Raw genomic sequence first — 20,907 nt, forward strand, 5'->3', positions numbered from 1 at the left:
TGTCAATGCAAAGCGAGGGATTGGTCGGCCGGCGGTGGCGCATTGTGCGCACGGAAGAGGCGACCTTTTTCGGCAATCAGCACGAACATCAACCCGATCAGAGAGACGGTGAAGTAACCGATGACCATCGGTGTTGCCGTACCGTTGAAATATTGGCCAATGCCAGCACCGATCGATGCCCCGCCAACCGTGCTCATGAACCCCAGCACCGAGGAGGCTGTCCCTGCAACATGGCCGAGCGGCTCCATGGCGAGCGAGTTGAAATTGGAGCCGATCAAACCGAACTGAAACATCGCGAGTGCGAAAAAGACCATGAATAACGGGAAGGGCATCGGCGCGGGGCCGTAAAGCTGGACCGTCAGCCAGACGAAGGTGACAAGGGAAAAGCCGATCAGGGCCGCGTGCGACAGCCGCCTCATGCCGAAACGGCCGACGAGCTGCGAATTGATGAAGGATGACAGGGCCATGAATACCGCCACACCGCCAAAGGCGACGGGCGTGTAGACGCCAAGTCCGTAAATGCCGCTGTAGATCTGTTGAGCCGAGTTGATGAAGCCGAACAGCGCCCCGAACAGGAACGTGCTGGCAAGGGTGTAACAGAGCGCGACCCGGTTCGTCAGAACAATGCGGAAACCCGCCGATACGGATCTGACCGTCAGGGGCCGGACATTTTCCGGCTTCAGGGTCTCGGGAAGCCGAAAATACATCCAAAGGCCTACAAGCGTCGCCATAGTGCCAATGAATACAAAGATCATATGCCAAGTGCTGACCAACATGATGATCTGGCCGCTGCCGGGCGCGATGACCGGCACGATCATGAACACCAATCATGATCAGCGACATAACCTCGGCCATCAGACGACCGCCGAAGATGTCGCGGACAATGGAGATGGTGATGACGCGGGTCGCCGCCGAGCCGAGTCCCTGGATAAACCGCAGTGCAAGCAGGCCGGCAAATGACGGTATGAGCGCAATGCCAAAGGCGGAGATGATGAAAACAATGAGGCCAATCAACAACGGAATGCGACGGCCGAAGCGATCCGATAGCGGACCGTAGAAAAGCTGCGCAGAGCCAAAGCCGATCAGATAGGCGGTCACCACATATTGCCGGTGATTCTCGTTTTCGACGCCGAGGCTAGAGCCGATCTGCTGAAGGGCGGGGATCATGATATCGATCGCCAGCGAGTTGATCGCCATCATGAAGGCCGCAAGTACGATGAACTCGCGTTTATTCATAGGCATTTGCCCGCTGGACATAGCCTGAGATGTAGTCGTCACGGTTTTATTCCCATAAACATGTCAAGGCGCTACCCGGTGGCAGCGCCTTTCAACTTAATTGGACTATGGAAACCGGACGGAAGAGCCCGGTGACCGGTCAGGCGGCGCCGCGAACGGCGATACCGTGTTCCTGGAAGTGCTGCTGCAATTCGCCCGCCTGGAACATTTCGCGCACGATGTCACAACCGCCGACGAACTCGCCCTTCACATAGAGCTGGGGGATTGTGGGCCAATTGGAATAGTCCTTGATGCCCTGGCGAATTTCAGAATCTGCCAGAACATTGATGCCCTTATAGTCGACGCCAATGTAGTCGAGGATTTGGACTACCTGGCCCGAGAAACCACACTGCGGAAACTGCGGGGTGCCCTTCATGAAGAGAACGACGTCGTTGTTCTTCACTTCGTTGTCGATGAATTCGTTAATGCCGCTCATGGTTCGTCCTTTCACATGCGGGTTCAAGGTCCGCAGCTTCAAATCTCACCCTTAAATAGCAAGGTGATGGTTCGATTTCCAGCCGCATAATGCACCCAAGATGTTTTTCATCGCATGAATGGGCTTTCGCGCAACATTGGTTCCGAATGATGGCGCAAGGTTGGAATTAGCAACTTTTCTTGAACAGTGCGTTTTGAATTTGCTTCTTCAATGCGCAAGCTGAATAACACACATAGGCAATAAGCAAGGGACGCTTAGTATCGTGCCATAAGAGTCGTTAGACCGGTGGCGAGATTTGTCGGGGCATGCCGCAGGACGCGGCACCGTGAGTACCAGTCCCTTGTGAATATTGCTTTTTCAGGGAGTGGGCAGGATGAGCCATCATCACTATTCCGACGGCCAGGTCGGCGAGGAGCGCGAATTCTACGGAGTTAGCGAGACGAGTGAAGGCGAGCGGGAATATTACGAACATGTCCGTACACCCAGAGCATCGACGCTGAACACCGCCATCACGGTCAGCGTCATCCTATTGGTTCTCAGCATCGCCTTTGGCTATCGCACATCGACAGCGCCGGCGGTAACACAAGCTCAGGCGGCGCAGGCAGCACAAGCTCAGGCCGCGCCTGTCCAAAAAATCATGACCGCTCCGCCGGTCGATTCTTGTTCCGAACTTTCTCCTTATGCTGGGCGCGATTGCTGACGACAGAGAACCCCTAACCCCAAGGTGGGAGTGTCAAAGCGTATTTTCGCAAGGCGCCGCCATAAAAAGGCCGAGAGATCATGGTGTTGGCAGCACCCTAACTCTATATGACGCCGCCAAATCGCGCCGGGAACTAAGAACATTATTATGAAGAGCATTAATAAGAGGGTGGTCCTTCACTTCCCCGGCTTTGAACCATTGGATGCCACGGCGCACCGGGCACGTTACGAGCGCTCAGCAAAGCAAAGTGCAGCCGTGTGGGATTTTTCAGTCGCGGTTGATGCGCTTCGAAATTTCGGCCGGGCGCCATATTTCGACATCAAAGCCAAGGGAGCGGGCTGGGAAACCCAGAGCCGAATCCACATACTCGACCACAACGATCTGGTCGCTAAGCTGAATGGCAGGCCTTTTTTTGTGCGGCTGGTGCACGGCTATCTCGCCGCCGCCAAGATCGCACTCTCCGGCGGCCTGACGGGCTATTTCAGGCATGCCTGGCGGTTCGGCCTATTCTTCGTCTTTCCGTTCCTGCTGATGCTGGTTGGGCTATTGCTCAGCCTGTCCATCGCCTTCTCGCCCTTTGTCTTCGGACTTCCGTCTTGGAGCCATGTCGGCAGTATCCCCTTGGCGGTGGCCTTTTTCATCCGTATCGTCCTGCCACAGGCCGAGCGGCTGCATACGTTGCACCTCTTTTCCGACTGGGAAATGGCCGTTGCCATGGCGAAATTGAACGGGATCGGTGCCGAGCAGTTGATAGAGGCCTGTGCCATCAGTGCGCGCCAGGCGCTCGATGAGCCGGCCGACGAATATGTCATCTCGTCGCACAGCATGGGTTCAAGCGTCGCAGCCCACGTGATCGGGCTGCTGCTCGAACGGGAGCCGGAATTGTTCCAAGACAGGCAGGTGGTGTTCACAACACTCGGCAGCGCTATCCTTCAATGCGCGTTGTTGCGGCCTGCCGCTGTGCTTCGCTCGCGTGTCGGCCTGATAGCCCGCTGCCAGGAGATTTTCTGGCTGGATGTCCACTGCCTGACCGATGCGATCCACTTCTATAAGACGAAGGTCGCCGCCGCCTGTGGACATGCGGACATAGCGCAGCCCACGATTATCTTCATTCGCTTCAAGAAAATGCTGACGTCACGCCATTACGCCAAGATCAAACGCGATTTCCTGCGCGTGCACAGACAATATGTGCTCGGACCGGATATCCGAGCTCCATTCGATTTCACGCTTTTGACCGCCGGCCCATTGCCGGCTTCAAGCTTTGCAACATCCGCCCAGGCCACCATGTCGGACCTGAATATCGGGGCCGGCAATGACGAAGAAACTGCCCGTGTTTCGTCAGTCGGGCGCTGACGTCTGCAGTGCCAGGGCGTGGAGTACACCGCCCATATTTCCCTTCAGCGCGTCATAGACCATCTGGTGTTGCTGCACGCGGCTCTTGCCGCGGAAGGCTTCGGCCACGACTTCAGCCGCATAGTGGTCGCCATCCCCGGCCAGGTCGCGAATCGTCACCTTGGCGCCGGGAATGCCGGCCTTGATCATGTCTTCAATATCGCCGGGATTCATTGGCATTAGTGATTTACCTCACTTTATTCGGCAGCGGCGAGTGCACTGCCATCCATGAAGGCAGGAAACCACGATTCATGCGCCTCGCGCAACTGCCGAACGGAAACGGATAGCAGCCCGTCAATAGTCAGCGCATCGCCGCCGACGGTGCCGAGACAACGGAAGGGCACGCCGGCGCTTTCGGCATTGATGCAGACGAAATCGGCGACCTCGGCGGGCACCGTGATGACATAACGCGCCTGATCCTCTCCGAAGAGGATGGCATGGGGCAGCCCCTGGGATTGAGCGAGATCGATGCGAAGACCCTTGCCCGATGCCATCGCCATTTCAGCCAATGCCAGCACAAGACCACCTGAGGAAATGTCATGGCACGCGGTGACCTGACCGTTGCGGATGGCCGAACGAACGAAATCGCCGTTTCGACGTTCGGCGAAGAGGTCGACTTCCGGAGCCGGGCCGTCCGCCAGGCCAAGAACATCGCGCAGATAGGCCGAGGAGCCGAGATGGCTGCCGTCGACACCCAACATGATAATCCGATCGCCTTCCGAGGCCGAGCCGATGCGCGCCATCGCCTTCCAGTCCGGCAGAAGCCCGACACCGGCGATCGTCGGCGTCGGCAAAATCGCGATGCCGTTGGTCTCGTTATAGAGCGAGACATTCCCCGAGACGATCGGGAAATCCAGCGCCCGGCAGGCTTCGCCGATGCCTTTGATCGCGCCGACGAACTGGCCCATGATCTCAGGCTTTTCCGGATTGCCGAAATTCAGGTTGTCGGTCGCCGCCAGCGGCTCGGCACCTGTCGCCGTGATATTGCGCCAGCATTCCGCGACAGCCTGCTTGCCGCCTTCGAACGGATCGGCCTCGACATAACGCGGCGTCACGTCGGAGGAGAATGCGAGCGCCTTGGTCGGATGGCCTTCGACGCGCACGACACCGGCGTCACCGCCTGGAAGCTGCAGGGAGTTGCCCTGAATGAGCGTATCGTATTGTTCGTAAACCCAGCGACGGCTGGATTGATTGGGCGAACCGACGAGCGTCAACAGCGCCTGGCCGTAGTCCTCAGGCGCGGCGACGAGCTTGGCGGGCAGATCGGCGCGCTTGTCGGGTTCGCGCCACGGCCGGTCATATTCCGGTGCCTGATCGCCGAGATCCTTAATCGGCAGGTTGGCGACTTCCTCGCCTTGGTGGATGACGCGGAAGCGTAGATCGTCCGTCGTCTTGCCGACAATAGCAAAATCGAGACCCCATTTGACGAAGATCGCCTTGGCGACCGCTTCCATTTCCGGCTGCAGCACCATGAGCATGCGCTCCTGGCTCTCCGAGAGCATCATCTCATAGGCCGTCATCTTCTCTTCACGCACCGGCACCTTGTCGAGATCGAGCTCGATGCCGAGGTCGCCCTTGGCGCCCATTTCGACGGCAGAGCAGGTGAGGCCGGCGGCACCCATGTCCTGGATGGCGATGACAGCGCCCGTCTGCATCAGTTCAAGGCAGGCCTCCAGCAGGCACTTTTCAGTAAAGGGGTCGCCGACTTGAACGGTCGGTCGCTTTTCTTCGATCGAATGATCGAATTCCGCCGAGGCCATGGTTGCGCCGCCGACACCGTCACGGCCGGTCTTGGCACCGAGATAGACGACAGGCAGGCCGACGCCCTTGGCTTGCGAGAGGAAAATGGCATTGGACTTGGCAAGGCCGGCCGCAAACGCGTTTACGAGGATATTGCCGTTGTAGCGCGCATCGAATTCGACTTCGCCGCCGACGGTCGGCACACCGAACGAGTTGCCGTAGCCGCCGACGCCGGCGACAACGCCGGACACCAGGTGACGGGTCTTCGGATGATCCGGCTCGCCGAAACGCAGGGCGTTCATCGCCGCGATCGGACGCGCGCCCATCGTGAAGACATCGCGCAGGATGCCGCCGACGCCGGTCGCCGCACCTTGGTAGGGTTCGATGTAGGAGGGGTGATTGTGGCTCTCCATCTTGAAGACGACGCAATCGCCGTCATCGATATCGACCACGCCGGCATTCTCACCGGGGCCCTGAATGACACGCGGCCCCTTGGTCGGCAAAGTGCGAAGCCACTTCTTGGAGGACTTGTACGAGCAGTGCTCGTTCCACATGGCCGAGAAAATACCAAGTTCGGTAAAGGAAGGTTCGCGGCCGATCAGATCCAGAATGCGCTGATACTCATCCGGCTTCAGGCCGTGGGCGGCAATCAGTTCGGGGGTGATCTGGATCGAATTTGAAATGGTCATGGGCGCTCGATGGTCCTTGCCTGTAAAGGGTTTGAAGGCCGGTCAGGGGATCGAGGTCTCTTTAGCGCATGTGAACCTGCCGTGCGACAGGAAAATGACCGGCATTCACAATAGCTGAACGACGGTCAGGATCGATTTCAACGGCCGCTCGGCGATCAGAACTTGTAGCCAACCAGCAGCCCGGCACGCGTCATGCCGGCATTCGGTCCATCGCAGAGATTGGCGTGCGAGGAATGTGCCACTTGCGCCATCAGGCTCCAATGCTCGTCGAAATTATAGCCGACCCCGGCATATTCGTGGAAGAGCACGCGACAGCCGAGCATCGGGCCGCGTCCAGTCCAGTCGTCGAGATTTCCGGTGTGGACAACGCCACCGAAGCCCGCTTCGGTGAAGATGCCGTTATTGTGCGTGAGCGTCCAGGACAGACCAGTAAAGACTTGCGTCGCTGCTGAACGAGAGGTGCCGATCGAGGTGCCCAAATGAATGCGCGGGCGCAAAAGCTGATCTTTCCAACCGTCTGTCGCATTGTAGCCGAAAGGATTGAAGAGCACTTCGAATTCCGGAAAGACGCCGGCTTCGTGGTCATGGCCAGTCTGGATGGAGCCGCTGGCGCCGAAGCGAAGTTCGTCGAATATTTTGGTATTCGGGGCGACTTGGGCATCCGCGGCGGCGGATTCCTCGGCGATAAAAACTACCGCAATCGTTACAAAAACTGTGAACACATATTCCCAAAAACGGCCGCAAGAAATGCCGTCATCAGCCATGCACCACCCCCCCAAAAGGCAAGCGATTCGCGATTCATTAACCATGTGGTAGGTGTCGCTGGGGTCGAGGTAAAGTCGGCGAAATTACATGACTGTGCATTTCCACAATACTGCTGTGAAACTGCAACAATGCCGTCATAAACGGCTTAAAACAGCCCTCATATATGGCTGTCGTAGCCGGTCGAGCCGTTGTCCAGAAGGTGGCGCAATATCATGAAACCACTCGCGACTTCTTCGCGTCGCTGCGGTGAGGAAAACGCGACGCGGACGCGATGATAGGCCTTGTCCGTGCGGGCGGCTTTGAACTCATCCTCATCATCAACGAGTACGCCTTCGGCCAAGGCAGCATTCTTGAATGTGCCGGAAAGCCAGGGCTCGGGCAGTTTGAGCCAAAGGAAGGGGACGTGCGGATGCGACGTGAATTCAAAACCCGACAGCGCTTCGCGCGCCAACTTCTCGCGAGCGCGGATTTCCTCGACTGCCAGACGACGCAACGCCAGCGCGTGACCGCCGAGCACCAGCCGAGCACAGATTTCAGCCAGGATGAAGGGCAGGCCGCCGGTCGTCATCTTGTGGGTGACCTTGATACGCTGGGCGAAATGCTGCGGGCAGGCGACCCAGCCGCCGCGCACGCCGGCAGTCACCGATTTTGACAGGCCGCTGACCAGGAAGGTGCGTTCCGGCGCAATAGCTGCCATCAACGGATTGTGATCTTCGCTCATGCCGCCATAGAGATCGTCTTCAATCAGCCAAACGCTGTGGCGGCGCGCAATGGCGGCGATGGCGCGGCGGCGCGCCTCCGGCATGGTCACCAGTGTCGGGTTGTGTGCCGTCGGCATCAGGAATGCCAGGCGCGGATGCTGCTGCTGGCAGAGGCGTTCGAAATCGTCGGGGTTAATACCGTGCTCGTCGGACTCTACCAGCACGGAGCGACGGCCGAGAAGACGAGTGGCGCGGCTGACCTGCGTATAGGTCAGGTTCTCGAACACGATCTTGTCACCGGGGGAGGTCACGGCGGAGATAATGGCGATGGCGGCGGCGTGGGCGCCAAGCGTCGGCACGATCGTTTCGATTGCCGGCTGCCAGCCGTTACGCGCAAGCCAGACCTGGCCGGCACGAAACCAGTTTGCCGGGAAGTTCCGCGAATAAGAGGAAATCTCCGTCTGGTGGTCGCGGCTGATATCGGCGAAGAGCCGACCGATAACCTCGCCTTGGCCGATATCAGGCGCCGCCGTCGTGTCGAAACGGATTTTGTCGCCGGGAGCCTCAAGACCGCGTGTTCCGGCCAGCGCCTGCGTGATCGGATCCACCTGCTCGATCTGCTTGCCGTTGGCGCGCTCGAGCACATAGGTGCCGCGGCCGACCTCACCAGCGACGAGGCCGCGCTCATGCACAAGCGCGTAGGCGCGGCTGACCGTGCCAATCGTCACCCCGATATCGTAGGCGAGATTGCGCTGCGGCGGCAGTTTCGTGCCCGGCGGCAATACACCATGGGTGATGGCGTTCTCGATGCAGTCGGCGACGCGGATGTAAACTGGTCCGGTACCGCTGGATATGTCAGGCAGCCAATTTGTCATAATGACAATTTCTTAGATTGCTTCGCCAATAGAGTCAATATTATGAGTCAATTTGTGTCGTTTGGCTCGATACCTCCCAATTATCACGATCAAGCGAGCAGAGAAATGGATACAATAGATACAATTCACATCACTGAAGGCGCGATAGTGGATGAAAGGTCGCCGACCATCTTCGCGCGAATATCGCGCTTGCGGCATGGTCTATTCGACGCTTTTGCAGTTTGGCTGCAGAAGCGGGAAAGCCGCTGGACTTTGCGATATCTAACGGACGAGGAGCTGCGCGACATCGGCCTGACCCGTCGGGAGGCGATGACCGAGGTGAGTAAATCGTTATTCTGGGATTGAACGGCCCGGGTGCGAGCGATCGCCACGAGATCTGGCTGAGCAACGGCCGGACGCGGGGTCGCAGAGGGCGGGTCAAGACCCGGTGATCGGCGCGGACCTACGTCGGGGCTTATCGACGCCGACGAAGTTATGGTCGGCGTTTTCGCGGATTTTGAAACAAACCTCCAGCGCGAACGGCAGGCTGAAGGAATCGCCGCCGCCAGGAATGGTGGCATATACAAAGGTCGCCCACCGAAGATCGATTACGCGGAAATCCTGCTTCGCCTCCAAAAGGCCAAGGACCAGCAAGATTGCCCGCGATCTCGGGATATCACGCGGCACGGTATATCAGGTGCGCAAAGCACCGGCCAAACCCTAAGGTTCACCAAGCGTTCTTCAACGTGGCCAAAATCCCAGTTTCGAGCCGACAGGGCCTGCTATGTTGACGACGCTGGCTGCGCCTCAGCAGCCCTTCGTGCCTGCGGCCCAGCGGTTGACGTCGCCGGTGATGCGGCCGCCGGAGGCGCCGGACATCATCGGGCCGAATGCCTGCAACTGCGCCGGATTGCCTTCGGCTTGGACCACGAGAGACGGCCGGCCGGTCGGATGTTTCTTGTCGACCACGAGAATGCGCGGACGGCCGGTGTAGGAATTCAGCTCGGGGGCGAGCTGATAGCCCGCAAAAGCCGGATCGGCCGATTTGAACCAGCAGGCATTGGCATTTAGCATGACCCGCTCCATCGTCGACAAAGCGCTATGCTGATCGGTCGTTACCGTCGGAGCAGGCGTCCCGCAGGACGTAACGATGAGGCCAAGCACCGCGAGAGTGGCAGCACTATAAAATCCGGTAACGAGGCGAGGGCGCATCAATCTCTCTTCCAATAAATCGGTTAGGGTAGCTCTTAGAGCTCTTAGCTTGTGGTGGTTTGAACAAAAAACCTTCCGACGCCTTGTTTGGGACAAAACGCCGTCCGGCATGCAAACCTGCTATTGGTGTGAATATACGGCCTCAGGCGGCAATCACGTCGAGGGCGGAGGCAAAGAGGCCGCGACCGTCAGAGCCACCGTGGGCCGCTTCGATCAGGTTCTCCGGATGCGGCATCATGCCAAGCACATTGCCCTTGGCGTTGATGACGGCGGCAATATCGTTGATCGAGCCATTCGGGTTGGTGCCTTCGGCGTAGCGCAACACCACCTGGCCATTACCTTCGATTGCCGCCAGCGTCTGCGCGTCGGCAAAATAGTTGCCGTCGTGGTGAGCGACCGGGCAGCGGATCACCTGACCCTTGGCATAGGCGCGGGTGAAATCCGTTTCGGCGTTGACGACCTCGAGCTTGATCTCGCGGCAGACGAATTTCAGCGAGGCATTGCGCATCAGCGCACCGGGCAACATGCCGGCTTCCAGCAGAATCTGGAAGCCGTTGCAGACGCCGAGAACCTTGACGCCCTTTTCGGCCTTCTCCTTGATCGCCTGCATGACCGGCATCCGAGCTGCGATCGCCCCGCAGCGCAGATAGTCGCCATAGGAAAAACCGCCGGGAATGACGATCAGATCGACATCGGGGATTTCGGTTTCGGTCTGCCAGACCGTGATGGGCGCGTTGCCGGAAATCTTGGTCAGCGCCGCGATCATGTCACGGTCGCGATTGAGGCCGGGGAGTTGAACGACTGCTGATTTCATGATTGTGGTCCCGCAATAGGCAATGGGTGGTCGGCAGAATGTGCTTCATGAGCGTTACTCCATTGCCTCATGCAGGGGAATAATGGCTCGCGAAAACGGACAATCAGTCGATCGAAATGCTGAAGTTCTCAATCACCGTATTGGCGAGGAGCTTTTCGCACATGGCTTTCAGTTCGGTTTCGGCCTTGGCCTTGTCGGCGCCGTCAAGTTCCAGGTCGAAAACCTTGCCCTGGCGAACCTGATGGACGCCGTCAAAGCCGAGAGCGCCGAGAGCGCCTTCGATGGCCTTGCCCTGCGGATCGAGAACGCCGTTTTTCAGCGTGACGGTAACACGAGCCTTGATCACGATTGTCCTTCCTGCGCTTACTTGACGAGAACCGGGCCCGTGCCGCGCACGGGTTCGTTTTCATTGATGATGCCGAGACGGCGGGCGACTTCGGAATAGGCTTCCAGCAGGCCGCCCATGTCTCGGCGGAAACGGTCCTTGTCCATCTTTTCGTGCGTTTCGATATCCCAGAGACGGCAGGAGTCCGGCGAGATCTCATCGGCGAGGATGATGCGCATCATGTCGCCTTCGAACAGCCGGCCGCATTCGATCTTGAAATCGACGAGCTGGATGCCGACGCCCAGGAAGAGGCCGGTCATGAAATCGTTGACGCGGATCGCGAGTGCCATGATGTCATCGAGCTCGGCCGGATTGGCCCAGCCGAAAGCGGTAATGTGCTCTTCCGAGACCATCGGGTCTTCGAGCGCGTCGGACTTGTAGTAGAACTCGATGATCGAGCGCGGCAGCACGACGCCTTCCTCGATACCGAGGCGTTTGGCGAGCGAGCCGGCCGCGACATTGCGCACGACGATCTCGAGCGGAATCATCTCCACTTCCTTGATCAACTGCTCGCGCATGTTGAGGCGGCGGATGAAGTGCGTGGGAATGCCGATCTTGTTCAGATGGCTAAAAATATACTCGCAAATACGATTGTTCAGAACGCCCTTGCCATCGATGACTTCGTGTTTCTTCTTGTTGAAGGCGGTGGCGTCATCCTTGAAAAACTGGATCAGCGTGCCCGGCTCAGGCCCTTCGTAAAGGATCTTGGCCTTGCCTTCGTAAATACGGCGGCGACGGTTCATCGGTATTGTTCTCTGTGGTTGGCGCTCTCGGGATAGCGCAAGTGGATCATATGTGGGCGTCCCATAACGGATAAGAAGCGAATTCACAATCCGCCTGCGCCTCCTTCCTAGGAATTCCGGCTTTGGTTCTATACCAATGCGAGAATCGCGATCCTGTCCTCTCATGTTCTACAGGCTTTTATTTGACGGTGGAATGAAGCCGTTCGGTACTTCACAGGCTAGTGAGCCGGCCTTAAGCCATTGTATCACGCCTGGCCGCAATCATGGCTTGAGGTTGCCGAGAAACTTGGCAAAGACCATCGTGCCTTCCGGCCAGGGGCCATGGCCGGAATCGGCATTGATATGGCCAGCCTCGCCGGCGTCGATCAGCAGCGAGCCCCAGGTTCCGGCTATGTCATCGGCGTGCTCGTAGGTGCCGAAGGGATCGTTGCGGCTGGCGATGGTGATCGACGGAAAAGGCAGGGGATCACGCGGGTAGGGACCGAAGGTCATCAGATGCTTCGGCCTGATCTTCGCATTGGCGACGTCGGGCGGGGCGACAAAGAAGGCGCCGGCGACCTTGTTGCGGAAATGCGGGATCGCGTGGATCACCGAGGGCACGCCAAGTGAATGCGCCACCAACACCGCCGGCCGGCTCGAGGCATTCACTTCTTGGGCGATGCGGGCAACCCAATCGTCGCGCACGGGCTTCGACCATTCGGACTGCTCCACCCGTCGCGCCGTGGACAGTTTCTGTTCCCAGCGTGTCTGCCAGTGTTCCGGACCGGAGTTGGTGTAGCCGGGGATGATGAGGATATCTGCGTCGGAAGCTTTCATAGCCGCCGATGTGGAAAGAGAGGACGCGGCTGTCAAGGGAAAAGGCGACAATGGCGGCAAAATTTGCTAGCATCCTGGCCTGCCGGTAGCAATTGATGATGTCGGCGCCTCTTTCTGCCTGACATTTTCGTGCCGCCAGCTGGATTTATATTGGCTGAGGAGGAGGAATACTATGGCGGCATTTCATGTCATGGCCGGTGCAAACAACAGCTTTACGCGTCCGACTATCCGCAAGATCGGAATTGCCGATCTCGTCGATGCCCTGAAACTGGGCCTGGACGATTTCAGCGAAAAACCATCGCATTACGTATTCCTGTGTCTCATGTATCCAATCGCGGGTATAGTGCTGGTGGTCTGGAGTTCCGGTGAAAATCTGCTGCCGTTGCTCTTTCCGCTGATGTCCGGTTTCGCGCTTCTCGGACCATTGGCGGCGATCGGCCTTTATGAGATCAGCCGACGGCGGGAGATGGGGCTGGATACCTCCTGGCGACATGCTTTCGACGTGCGCTTTTCGCCGGCCTTGCCGTCTATCATTGCGGTCGGCCTCATGCTGTTTGGCTTCTTCATCGTTTGGCTGGTGGTGGCGCAGACCATTTATACCGCCTATTTCGGCGACAGCGTGCCGGCGACGCTCACATCCTTCATGTCGAACGTATTGACCACGCCTGAGGGCAAGGGGATGATCCTCTGGGGTAATCTCGTTGGCTTCGTCTTTGCGCTTATCGTGCTTTCGACAACGGTCATCACCTTTCCGCTGCTGCTCGACCGCGATGTCGGCGCCGTAGCGGCGATCGATGCCAGCATCCGCGCGACCCTGATGAATCCTGTGCCAGTGGCCATCTGGGGTCTGATCGTGGCCGCGCTTCTCGTCATCGGTACCATTCCGATTTTTGCGGGGCTCGCCGTGATCATGCCTATTCTCGGGCATGCCACATGGCACCTTTACCGCAAACTCGTGGCGCCGGCTGCCGAGAGCCAATTTCGGCCTTGATCCCGTTCCAGTCGATCGAGTGGAACCGCCAATCACTCTTTAACGTTGATCGGCATCACCTTGCACGCATCCCCTCAATTCCGGTGATTTGAGGAGATGCGGGCAAACGAGGCTTTTATCTCTGCATGTGCGTTACGGACATGCAGCTCGGCCGGAGATGCGGATCATGGCAGAGCTCAGGCATATTTTCTCCCGTTTTGCGGCCATCGTCTCGGAGTGGACGGGAAAACCGGCTGTTTTTATTTTGGCACTGCTGTCGGTGATTGTCTGGGGTACCACCGGACCGATCTTCGATTATTCCGAAAACTGGCAACTGGTCATCAACACCGGCACGACCATCGTCACCTTTCTGATGGTCTTTCTGTTGCAGAACTCTCAAACCCGCGACACCCGCGCCATTCAAGCCAAGCTTAACGAACTGATCCTGACCAGCGCCGCCGAGAACCGCTTCATCGGTATCGAAAACCTCGACGAAGAAGATTTGAAACATCTCGATCGATTGGTGGCCAAAGCAGCCAAACGCGGTGGAAACAAGTCGGCTAGGAGCATCGAAGAGGATGAAACCGTCGGGAAGCCACGCGTCAAACAGAAAGGGCGGCGCATCGCCGGCGCCGCCCCCTCAGATGTGGACCAATAGGCCGATCAGGCCTTAGCCAAACACGCGCTTGAAGATCGTGTCGACGTGCTTGGTGTGATAGCCCAAGTCGAACTTTTCGCGGATATCTTCCTCAGACAGCGCTTTGCGAACTTCCTGGTCTGCGAGCAGTTCCTCAAGGAAATCCTTGCCCTGTTCCCAAACCTTCATGGCGTTACGCTGGACCAGACGATAGGCATCTTCACGGGAAACGCCGGCCTGAGTGAGTGCCAGCAACACACGCTGCGAATGAACAAGCCCGCGGAACTTGTTCAGATTGTTCATCATGTTGTCGGGATAGACCAAGAGCTTGTCAACGACGCTGGTGAGCCGCGCAAGCGCGAAGTCGAGTGTCACCGTAGCATCCGGGCCAATCATGCGCTCGACGGAAGAGTGGGAAATATCGCGCTCATGCCAGAGCGCCACGTTCTCCATCGCCGGCATGGCGTAGGAGCGCACCATGCGGGCAAGGCCAGTCAGGTTTTCGGTCAGCACCGGATTGCGCTTGTGGGGCATGGCCGACGAGCCCTTTTGGCCGGGGGAGAAATATTCCTCGGCCTCCAGCACTTCGGTGCGCTGCAGATGGCGAATTTCCACCGAGAGACGCTCGATCGAAGAGGCGACGACGCCGAGCGTGGCGAAGAACATGGCGTGACGGTCACGCGGAATGACCTGCGTCGACACCGGCTCCGGCTTCAAACCCAGCGCGGCCGCGACGTGTTCCTCGACCCGTGGGTCGATATTGGCGAAGGTGCCGACGGCGCCGGAGATGGCGCAGGTGGCAACCTCCTCGCGCGCAGCGATCAGGCGCTGCTTGCAGCGCTCGAATTCGGCATAGGCAAGCGCCAGCTTGACCCCGAAGGTGGTCGGTTCGGCGTGAATACCATGCGAGCGGCCGATCGTGACGGTGTCCTTGTGCTCGAAGGCGCGGCGCTTCAGCGCTTCCAGCAACTTGTCGACATCGGCCAGCAGGATATCGGTGGCACGCACCAGCTGGACGTTAAAGCAGGTGTCGAGCACGTCGGATGAGGTCATGCCTTGGTGCACGAAGCGAGCGTCGGGACCGACGATTTCGGCGAGATGGGTCAGGAAGGCGATGACATCATGCTTGGTGACGGATTCGATCTCATCGATGCGGGCAACGTCGAAAGTTGCCTTGCCGCCCTTTTCCCAGATGGTTTGCGCTGCGGATTTCGGGATGACGCCAAGTTCAGCCAGCGCGTCGCAAGCATGGGCTTCGATCTCGAACCAGATACGGAACTTCGTTTCGGGCGACCAGATGGCGACCATTTCCGGTCGGGAGTAGCGCGGGATCATGGGCTCAAGCTTTCTTGGGTAAGGGGAAACAAATCCTCGGCGCCCCATAACAAAGACGGGAGGCAATCTCAATGTTTCTTGGCTCAATCTTTCGTTCGATTCAACGCATATGTCTGGCGAGATAGAGGCTAACCGCTACCAGGACGATGAAGCCGAACGGCAAAAACAGGCCAAGGCCGAGAATGGCAAACTGGTAGACGGCGCTGGCGCCGGTAAAGACAAATTGAAATGCCCAAACGAGCGTGCCGAAGGGCGCATGCCAGCGAGCGTAAAACCAGCGGTAGTCCATGGCGAATAGAAAGGCGGTCATGGCGACGGTGCCCAGCGACAGCGTCAGGAAGAAAGCTGCAAAGCGCGCTTCGGGTGACCGGCGACGCGCGAGCAGCCGCGCCAGCGGCAGCATGAGTGGAAAGGCAAGCATCCCGCCTAGGAAATAGACCGTCATAAGAGCGGGCATGTGGCTCGTCAGAAGACCGTTGCGCAGATAGAGCGCCAACAGTCCGGCGCCTGCCATCGCAGCGCCCCAACAGAGCGATCCGAACAGGAGCTGTCGATAAGACGGGACTGCCGCTCTCAGCCGCCACCTCGTCGCGATGGCGCCAGCCGGCTTAATTTGATCCAACGCGACCTCGTTGCGCCGCGGCGCGCAGGTCAAAAACCGTTTGCCGGTAGGCTTCAACGGCTGCGCCCTTGAAGATCGCCGATCCGGCGACGAGGACATTGGCGCCAGCGGCGGTGACGATCGGAGCCGTATCGACGGTGACGCCGCCATCGACTTCGAGCTCGATCGGGCGGTCCCCGATCAGCAACCGCGCATTGCGGATCTTGTCGGCCATAGCGGGAATGAATTTTTGGCCGCCGAAGCCGGGATTGACCGACATGATGAGGATCAGATCGATATCATCCAGCACGTTTTCCAGAACCGAAAGCGGCGTCGCCGGATTGAGGGTTACGCCGACTTTCTTGCCGAGATGGCGAATGGCCTGCAGCGAGCGATGCAGATGCGGGCCAGATTCGGCATGGACGGTGATCCGATCGCAGCCGGCCTTGGCGAAGGCTTCAAGATAGGGATCGGCAGGCGAGATCATCAGATGGCAGTCGAAGGTCGCGTCGGTATAGGGGCGCAGCGACTTGATGACATCGGGGCCGAAGGAAATGTTCGGGACAAAATGTCCGTCCATGACGTCGAGATGGATCCAGTCCGCCCCGGCTTCAGTCACATCTTTGACTTCCTGACCAAGCTTGGCGAAATCGGCCGCGAGGATGGAGGGAGCAATGCGAATCGGCAGGGTCATGAGATGGCTAAACTCCGTCTGAAATTTTCGCGCTTGGCTTATCACCGGTTCGGCAGGCAAACAACCTAATCCGCTAGACTTGCACGGACACTATCAGTTCGACGGAGATGTCAGCGGCACAAATGCGTTGCCACGCCATTCCATTAGCCGGAAGGGGTTTTCCGTCAATTCATGGTTCTGACCGAAGGTAATGGGGCCGATGGGCGTCTGAAAAGCCGTGCCAATCAATTTATCGGCGATCGGCTTGTTCGCCGCTTTCGCGCTTTCGGCCGCCTGGCCGCCAATCAGCGCGGCAGCAGCAGCGGGCAGAATATAGCCATCAGGCTCCAAACCGTGCGTGCGCATCGTCTCGGCCGTCGCCTGGGCCGCGGGCAAGCTGGCGTAATCGGGGAGGGCGACAGCCAAAACGCCGTCCGCGAGCGGCACCGGCTGGTTGGCGGCGCGCATCGCGTCACCGCCCATCAGCGTCAATGGGATGTTCTCATTTCGAGCATCGCGGGCGATGACAGCAACGTCGCTGCGGTCGCCGCCGATGAATACCTGGGTGGCGCCAGCCTTCTTCAAACGGCGCACAAGGGCGATCTGCTGCTCTTGGCCGGGGCGAAACGTGTCCGTGAAGACCGGTTTCAAACCTTTCTCCTCCAGAGAATTACGCACCGCTTCCACCAATTCGCGACCGTGGATCGTACCGTCTTCAATGAGAGCCATCGGCTCGGCGGCCCAATGCTTCAGGATGGCGTCGACCACCATCTCCGCCTCGGCGCCATCAATCGGGGCGAGGCGAAAAAACGGCCAGCCGTTCTTCAGCGCATCCTCCATCGCTATATGGGAACGCACGGACACCGTGATGACCGGGATGCCGGCATCCTTCAGCCGCGGCAGCGCGCCTGCCAAGGTCTCACTGCAGAGAAAGCCGATGGCGACCTGCGCCTTGGCGCTGATCAGCGCCTCGGCCGCCGCACGGCCGCCATCCTCCGTGCAGGGTTCGTCCACGACGGTTGCGGAACCCGCCTGCGCCTGAATCTGGAAATTTGCGCCCGCGGTGATTTGCGCGCCGAGCGCTGCAAAATTTCCATTCTGGGGCGCGACGATGCCGATATTGACGCCTGCGGCCTGGCTGCTGCCGGCTGCAAGAAGCAGCGAAATCAGGATCGATGTGCGACGCAGAACGTTCATAGATTATATATCCCGGACAATTCCTTTGCCCTTTTATCCGCCTGGAAGTTACCGTCAAAGAAAAAGCAGCGAAATCGCTCCGATTTCAATAATCCTATTGTAGAAAAGCTAACGTGTGGCCGCCATATTGAACGAAAACGAGAAATGACAGAAACGAGGAAAGCAATCGTGCTAGACAAGCAGCGTATGGATCCGGCGCACTATCGCGACGCCATGAGCCGCTATGCGGGGCATGTCCAGCTGGTGACTACGGCGCTCGGCAAGGAGCGGCGCGGCGTGACGATCACGGCCGCCTGTTCAGTCTCGGACAATCCGGCCACGATCCTGATCTGCCTTAACAACATGAATGCGAAAAATGAGATATTCTTCAACAGCGGCATCTTCGCCCTGAATGCACTTGGCGCCCACCACCAGATGCTCGCCGACGCCTTTTCCGGCAAATCGAATTTGACCAATGAGGAACGCTTCGCCACCGGTACATTCGATACGCTGGTGACCGGTGCGCCAGTGCTTACCGATGCCTTGGCTGCCTTCGATTGCCGTGTCACTGAAGTCAAACGGGCTTCGACCCATAACATCATCTTCGGCGAAGTGGTGGCGGTGCATTTCAGTGAAACAAAGCCGGCGCTGCTCTATATGAACCGGGACTATCGCACGCTATAACCTCGCTAGCGCGCAATTCCCTGGATCGGATCCGACTTAAGGAATGGATTGTGGGCCAGTTCGAAGTGTTACTGCGTCCTTGGCGCGTGCGACGGCACGCGCTGCCCAGTTGTGGGAGACAATATGCCTGATCATCATCACGCGCCCTCGCTGCCGGGCACGATCGACGAAACGATTGCCCTGCTTGGTACCCACGACTATCTCGCCGGGCGTGCGCTCGGCACGGTTTTGTTTCTGGCGCTGAAAATGAAGCGGCCGCTCTTTCTCGAGGGAGAAGCCGGCGTCGGCAAGACCGAGATCGCCAAGGTGCTGTCGAAGGCGCTCGACCGGCCGCTGATCCGCTTGCAATGCTACGAAGGTCTCGACGTTTCCTCTGCCGTCTATGAATGGAATTATCCGGCGCAAATGCTGGAAATCCGCCTTGCCGAGGCGTCAGGGCTCACTGACCGCGACCGTATCGAGGCCGATATATTTTCCGAGCGCTATCTCATCCGCAGGCCCGTGTTGCAGGCTTTGTCAAGCGCGGGAGGCCGTGCGCCGGTATTCCTGATCGATGAACTGGACCGTACCGACGAGGCGTTCGAAGCTTTTCTGCTCGAAGTCCTCTCCGATTTCCAGGTGACCGTTCCCGAACTCGGTACCATCCGCGCCGACGAACCACCTATCGTTATCATCACCACCAACCGCACCCGCGAGGTGCACGATGCCCTGAAGCGGCGCTGCCTTTACCATTGGGTCGACTACCCCGAAGCGGCACAGGAGCTTGACATCATCCGCCGCAAGGTGCCCGGCTGCAACGAGGCGCTGTCGCGCCAGATCGTCTGCTATGTGCAGAAGCTGCGCACGCTGGACCTCTTCAAGAATCCAGGCGTCGCCGAAACCATCGATTGGGCGACGGCGCTGACCGAACTGGACAAGCTGGCGCTCGATCCCGAGACGATTTCCGATACGCTCGGCACCCTGCTGAAATACCAGGACGATATCGCCCGCATAAAGGGCAGCGAGGGCAGCCGCGTGCTCGACGAGGTGAAATCCGAACTGCTTGCCACGGGATGAGACCATGGAACCGGCAATGAAAGGCGGCATCACAGCGATGCGGTCACCGCCCGGTGACGGCCGATTGGCCGACAATATCGTGTTCTTTGCCCGCGCGCTTCGCAAGGCCGGCCTGAAGATCGGGCCGGCAGCCATCGCCGACGCTATCGGAGCGGTCGAGACGATCGGTATCGGCTCGCGCGAGGAGTTTCACGCCGCCCTGTCGTCCATCTTCGTCAAACGGCATGAAGACCTTGCAGTTTTCGACGAGGCTTTCCGGTTGTTCTGGCGCTCACGCGATCTTCTCCAGAAGATGATCGCGATGATGTCGCCAGTCGCGCCGGATAGCCGTGAAAAGGAAAAGCCGAAACCGGGCCAATCCCGCGCCAGCGACGCCTTACTTAGCGACCGCGACGATCGCCGGCCACAGCGCGAGGCGCCGGATGTCGAGATCGACGCCCGGTTTACGGCATCGGGTAACGAACTCCTGCGCCGCATGGATTTCGCGCAGATGTCGGCCGCCGAGATCGCCGCCGCCAAGAAAGAGCTGGCGAGGCTGGAATTGCCACTCGACCGCGTCCGTACCCGCCGTTTCCTGGCATCGCACGTGCCCGCCAAGATCGACCCGCGGGCGACGATGCGGGCAGCACTTCGCACCGGAGGCACACTGATCCTGCCGCGCCATCGCGAGGCAAAGGAGATGCAGCCGCCATTGGTCGTACTCGCGGACATTTCCGGCTCGATGAGCCAATATTCCCGCATCTTCCTGCATTTCCTGCATGTTTTGACCGAGAAGCGCAGGCGCGTGCACACATTCCTGTTCGGCACGCGCCTGACCAATGTGACCCGTCACATGCGCCACAAGGATCCGGACGAAGCGCTCGACGAATGTGCCGCCGCCGTCCACGACTGGTCTGGCGGCACGCGCATCGGCGAAACGCTGAAGCAGTTCAACCGGCTTTGGGCACGCCGCGTTCTCGGGCAGGGCGCCATCGTGCTCCTCATCACCGATGGACTGGAACGGGAGGGGGTGGAGCTCCTCAAAACAGAGATGGACAGGCTGCATCGCTCCTGCCGGCGATTGATCTGGCTCAATCCGCTCCTGCGCTTCGAGGGCTTCGAACCACGCGCCCGCGGCGTTCGCGCCATGCTGCCGCATGTTGACGAATTCCGTCCGGTTCACAATCTATTATCTCTGGCCGACCTGGCATCGGCTCTTAGCGCCGGTCGCGCCGGCGCCCATGATCCACGCCGTTTTCTCGCCAAGCTGTGAG

The 20,907-nt window shown here is 59.0% G+C and carries 22 protein-coding genes and 1 pseudogene; 8 read left to right on the forward strand and 15 right to left on the reverse strand.

Annotation, left to right across the window (positions count from 1 at the left end; translation table 11 throughout):
• Positions 1–2 precede the first annotated feature (2 nt).
• Positions 3–1,236 (reverse strand): annotated as a pseudogene (locus tag PY650_RS08480) (multidrug effflux MFS transporter).
• A 139-nt stretch (positions 1,237–1,375) separates the two neighbouring features.
• Entirely contained in the window at positions 1,376–1,711 is a 336-nt protein-coding gene (grxD, locus tag PY650_RS08485; RefSeq protein ID WP_285869682.1) for a Grx4 family monothiol glutaredoxin, read from the reverse strand.
• A gap of 373 nt (positions 1,712–2,084) precedes the next feature.
• On the opposite strand from grxD, the gene PY650_RS08490 reads away from it, so the two are divergent.
• A complete protein-coding gene (locus tag PY650_RS08490) occupies positions 2,085–2,411 on the forward strand; it encodes a hypothetical protein (RefSeq protein WP_285878665.1) in 327 nt (108 codons plus the stop codon).
• 147 nt (positions 2,412–2,558) lie between these two features.
• On the forward strand, positions 2,559–3,764 hold the full coding sequence (locus PY650_RS08495; RefSeq protein WP_285878666.1) for a hypothetical protein: 1,206 nt from the start codon (positions 2,559–2,561) through the stop codon (positions 3,762–3,764).
• Here the strand turns inward: PY650_RS08495 and PY650_RS08500 are convergent.
• From PY650_RS08500 to PY650_RS08515, 4 genes are all read right to left on the reverse strand, one after another.
• A complete protein-coding gene (locus PY650_RS08500) occupies positions 3,750–3,983 on the reverse strand; it encodes a BolA family protein (protein WP_004108912.1) in 234 nt (77 codons plus the stop codon). The two genes, PY650_RS08495 and PY650_RS08500, sit on opposite strands and share 15 nt — an antisense overlap.
• Positions 3,984–4,000: 17 nt before the next feature.
• Positions 4,001–6,232: a phosphoribosylformylglycinamidine synthase subunit PurL gene (purL, locus tag PY650_RS08505; protein WP_285878667.1), complete on the reverse strand. Its 2,232-nt coding sequence runs from the start codon at positions 6,230–6,232 to the stop codon at positions 4,001–4,003.
• Between the two features lie 155 nt (positions 6,233–6,387).
• A complete protein-coding gene (locus PY650_RS08510) occupies positions 6,388–6,996 on the reverse strand; it encodes an acyloxyacyl hydrolase (protein ID WP_285878668.1) in 609 nt (202 codons plus the stop codon).
• Positions 6,997–7,154: 158 nt separating this feature from the next.
• Positions 7,155–8,573 carry an aminotransferase-like domain-containing protein gene (locus tag PY650_RS08515; protein WP_285878669.1) on the reverse strand — a complete coding sequence of 473 codons (1,419 nt, stop codon included), beginning with the start codon at positions 8,571–8,573 and terminating at the stop codon, positions 7,155–7,157.
• Positions 8,574–8,615: 42 nt separating this feature from the next.
• On the opposite strand from PY650_RS08515, the gene PY650_RS37105 reads away from it, so the two are divergent.
• Complete coding sequence (locus PY650_RS37105; protein ID WP_349644479.1) at positions 8,616–8,918, forward strand: DUF1127 domain-containing protein; 303 nt, start codon at positions 8,616–8,618, stop codon at positions 8,916–8,918.
• Positions 8,919–9,359: 441 nt separating this feature from the next.
• Here the strand turns inward: PY650_RS37105 and PY650_RS08530 are convergent, their stop codons facing one another.
• From PY650_RS08530 to PY650_RS08550, 5 genes are all read right to left on the reverse strand, one after another.
• On the reverse strand, positions 9,360–9,764 hold the full coding sequence (locus PY650_RS08530; protein ID WP_285878670.1) for a hypothetical protein: 405 nt from the start codon (positions 9,762–9,764) through the stop codon (positions 9,360–9,362).
• Positions 9,765–9,906: 142 nt separating this feature from the next.
• The gene (gene purQ / locus PY650_RS08535; protein ID WP_285878671.1) at positions 9,907–10,578 is read right to left on the reverse strand and encodes a phosphoribosylformylglycinamidine synthase subunit PurQ; all 672 of its coding nucleotides are present in this window, start codon (positions 10,576–10,578) and stop codon (positions 9,907–9,909) included.
• A gap of 103 nt (positions 10,579–10,681) precedes the next feature.
• Positions 10,682–10,924: a phosphoribosylformylglycinamidine synthase subunit PurS gene (gene purS / locus PY650_RS08540; protein WP_285878673.1), complete on the reverse strand. Its 243-nt coding sequence runs from the start codon at positions 10,922–10,924 to the stop codon at positions 10,682–10,684.
• 17 nt (positions 10,925–10,941) lie between these two features.
• Positions 10,942–11,706, reverse strand: coding sequence for a phosphoribosylaminoimidazolesuccinocarboxamide synthase (gene purC, locus PY650_RS08545; protein ID WP_015340039.1), 765 nt, complete (start codon positions 11,704–11,706; stop codon positions 10,942–10,944).
• A 261-nt stretch (positions 11,707–11,967) separates the two neighbouring features.
• Positions 11,968–12,522 carry an RBBP9/YdeN family alpha/beta hydrolase gene (locus PY650_RS08550; RefSeq protein ID WP_285878674.1) on the reverse strand — a complete coding sequence of 185 codons (555 nt, stop codon included), beginning with the start codon at positions 12,520–12,522 and terminating at the stop codon, positions 11,968–11,970.
• Between the two features lie 172 nt (positions 12,523–12,694).
• Between PY650_RS08550 and PY650_RS08555 the strand changes: the two genes are divergently transcribed.
• Positions 12,695–13,513, forward strand: coding sequence for a DUF2189 domain-containing protein (locus PY650_RS08555; protein WP_285878675.1), 819 nt, complete (start codon positions 12,695–12,697; stop codon positions 13,511–13,513).
• 166 nt (positions 13,514–13,679) lie between these two features.
• Positions 13,680–14,150 (forward strand): low affinity iron permease family protein, encoded by a 471-nt coding sequence (locus PY650_RS08560; RefSeq protein WP_285878676.1) that lies wholly within the window; start codon positions 13,680–13,682, stop codon positions 14,148–14,150.
• 12 nt (positions 14,151–14,162) lie between these two features.
• Here the strand turns inward: PY650_RS08560 and purB are convergent, their stop codons facing one another.
• From purB to PY650_RS08580, 4 genes are all read right to left on the reverse strand, one after another.
• The gene (purB, locus tag PY650_RS08565; RefSeq protein ID WP_285878677.1) at positions 14,163–15,464 is read right to left on the reverse strand and encodes an adenylosuccinate lyase; all 1,302 of its coding nucleotides are present in this window, start codon (positions 15,462–15,464) and stop codon (positions 14,163–14,165) included.
• Positions 15,465–15,564: 100 nt separating this feature from the next.
• A complete protein-coding gene (locus PY650_RS08570) occupies positions 15,565–16,086 on the reverse strand; it encodes a hypothetical protein (RefSeq protein WP_285878678.1) in 522 nt (173 codons plus the stop codon).
• The gene (rpe, locus tag PY650_RS08575) at positions 16,073–16,759 is read right to left on the reverse strand and encodes a ribulose-phosphate 3-epimerase (protein WP_285878679.1); all 687 of its coding nucleotides are present in this window, start codon (positions 16,757–16,759) and stop codon (positions 16,073–16,075) included. The genes PY650_RS08570 and rpe overlap by 14 nt, the downstream gene beginning before the upstream one ends.
• A 93-nt stretch (positions 16,760–16,852) precedes the next feature.
• Positions 16,853–17,935 carry a branched-chain amino acid ABC transporter substrate-binding protein gene (locus PY650_RS08580; RefSeq protein ID WP_285878680.1) on the reverse strand — a complete coding sequence of 361 codons (1,083 nt, stop codon included), beginning with the start codon at positions 17,933–17,935 and terminating at the stop codon, positions 16,853–16,855.
• A gap of 144 nt (positions 17,936–18,079) precedes the next feature.
• Between PY650_RS08580 and PY650_RS08585 the strand changes: the two genes are divergently transcribed.
• From PY650_RS08585 to PY650_RS08595, 3 genes are all read left to right on the forward strand, one after another.
• A complete protein-coding gene (locus PY650_RS08585; protein ID WP_285878681.1) occupies positions 18,080–18,598 on the forward strand; it encodes a flavin reductase in 519 nt (172 codons plus the stop codon).
• A gap of 123 nt (positions 18,599–18,721) precedes the next feature.
• Positions 18,722–19,654 carry an AAA family ATPase gene (locus tag PY650_RS08590; RefSeq protein WP_285878682.1) on the forward strand — a complete coding sequence of 311 codons (933 nt, stop codon included), beginning with the start codon at positions 18,722–18,724 and terminating at the stop codon, positions 19,652–19,654.
• A 4-nt stretch (positions 19,655–19,658) separates the two neighbouring features.
• Positions 19,659–20,906 (forward strand): vWA domain-containing protein, encoded by a 1,248-nt coding sequence (locus PY650_RS08595; RefSeq protein WP_285878683.1) that lies wholly within the window; start codon positions 19,659–19,661, stop codon positions 20,904–20,906.
• Position 20,907 lies beyond the last annotated feature (1 nt).

Source organism: Martinezella calliandrae (genome assembly GCF_030272695.1).
Lineage (GTDB): Bacteria > Pseudomonadota > Alphaproteobacteria > Rhizobiales > Rhizobiaceae > Rhizobium > Rhizobium calliandrae.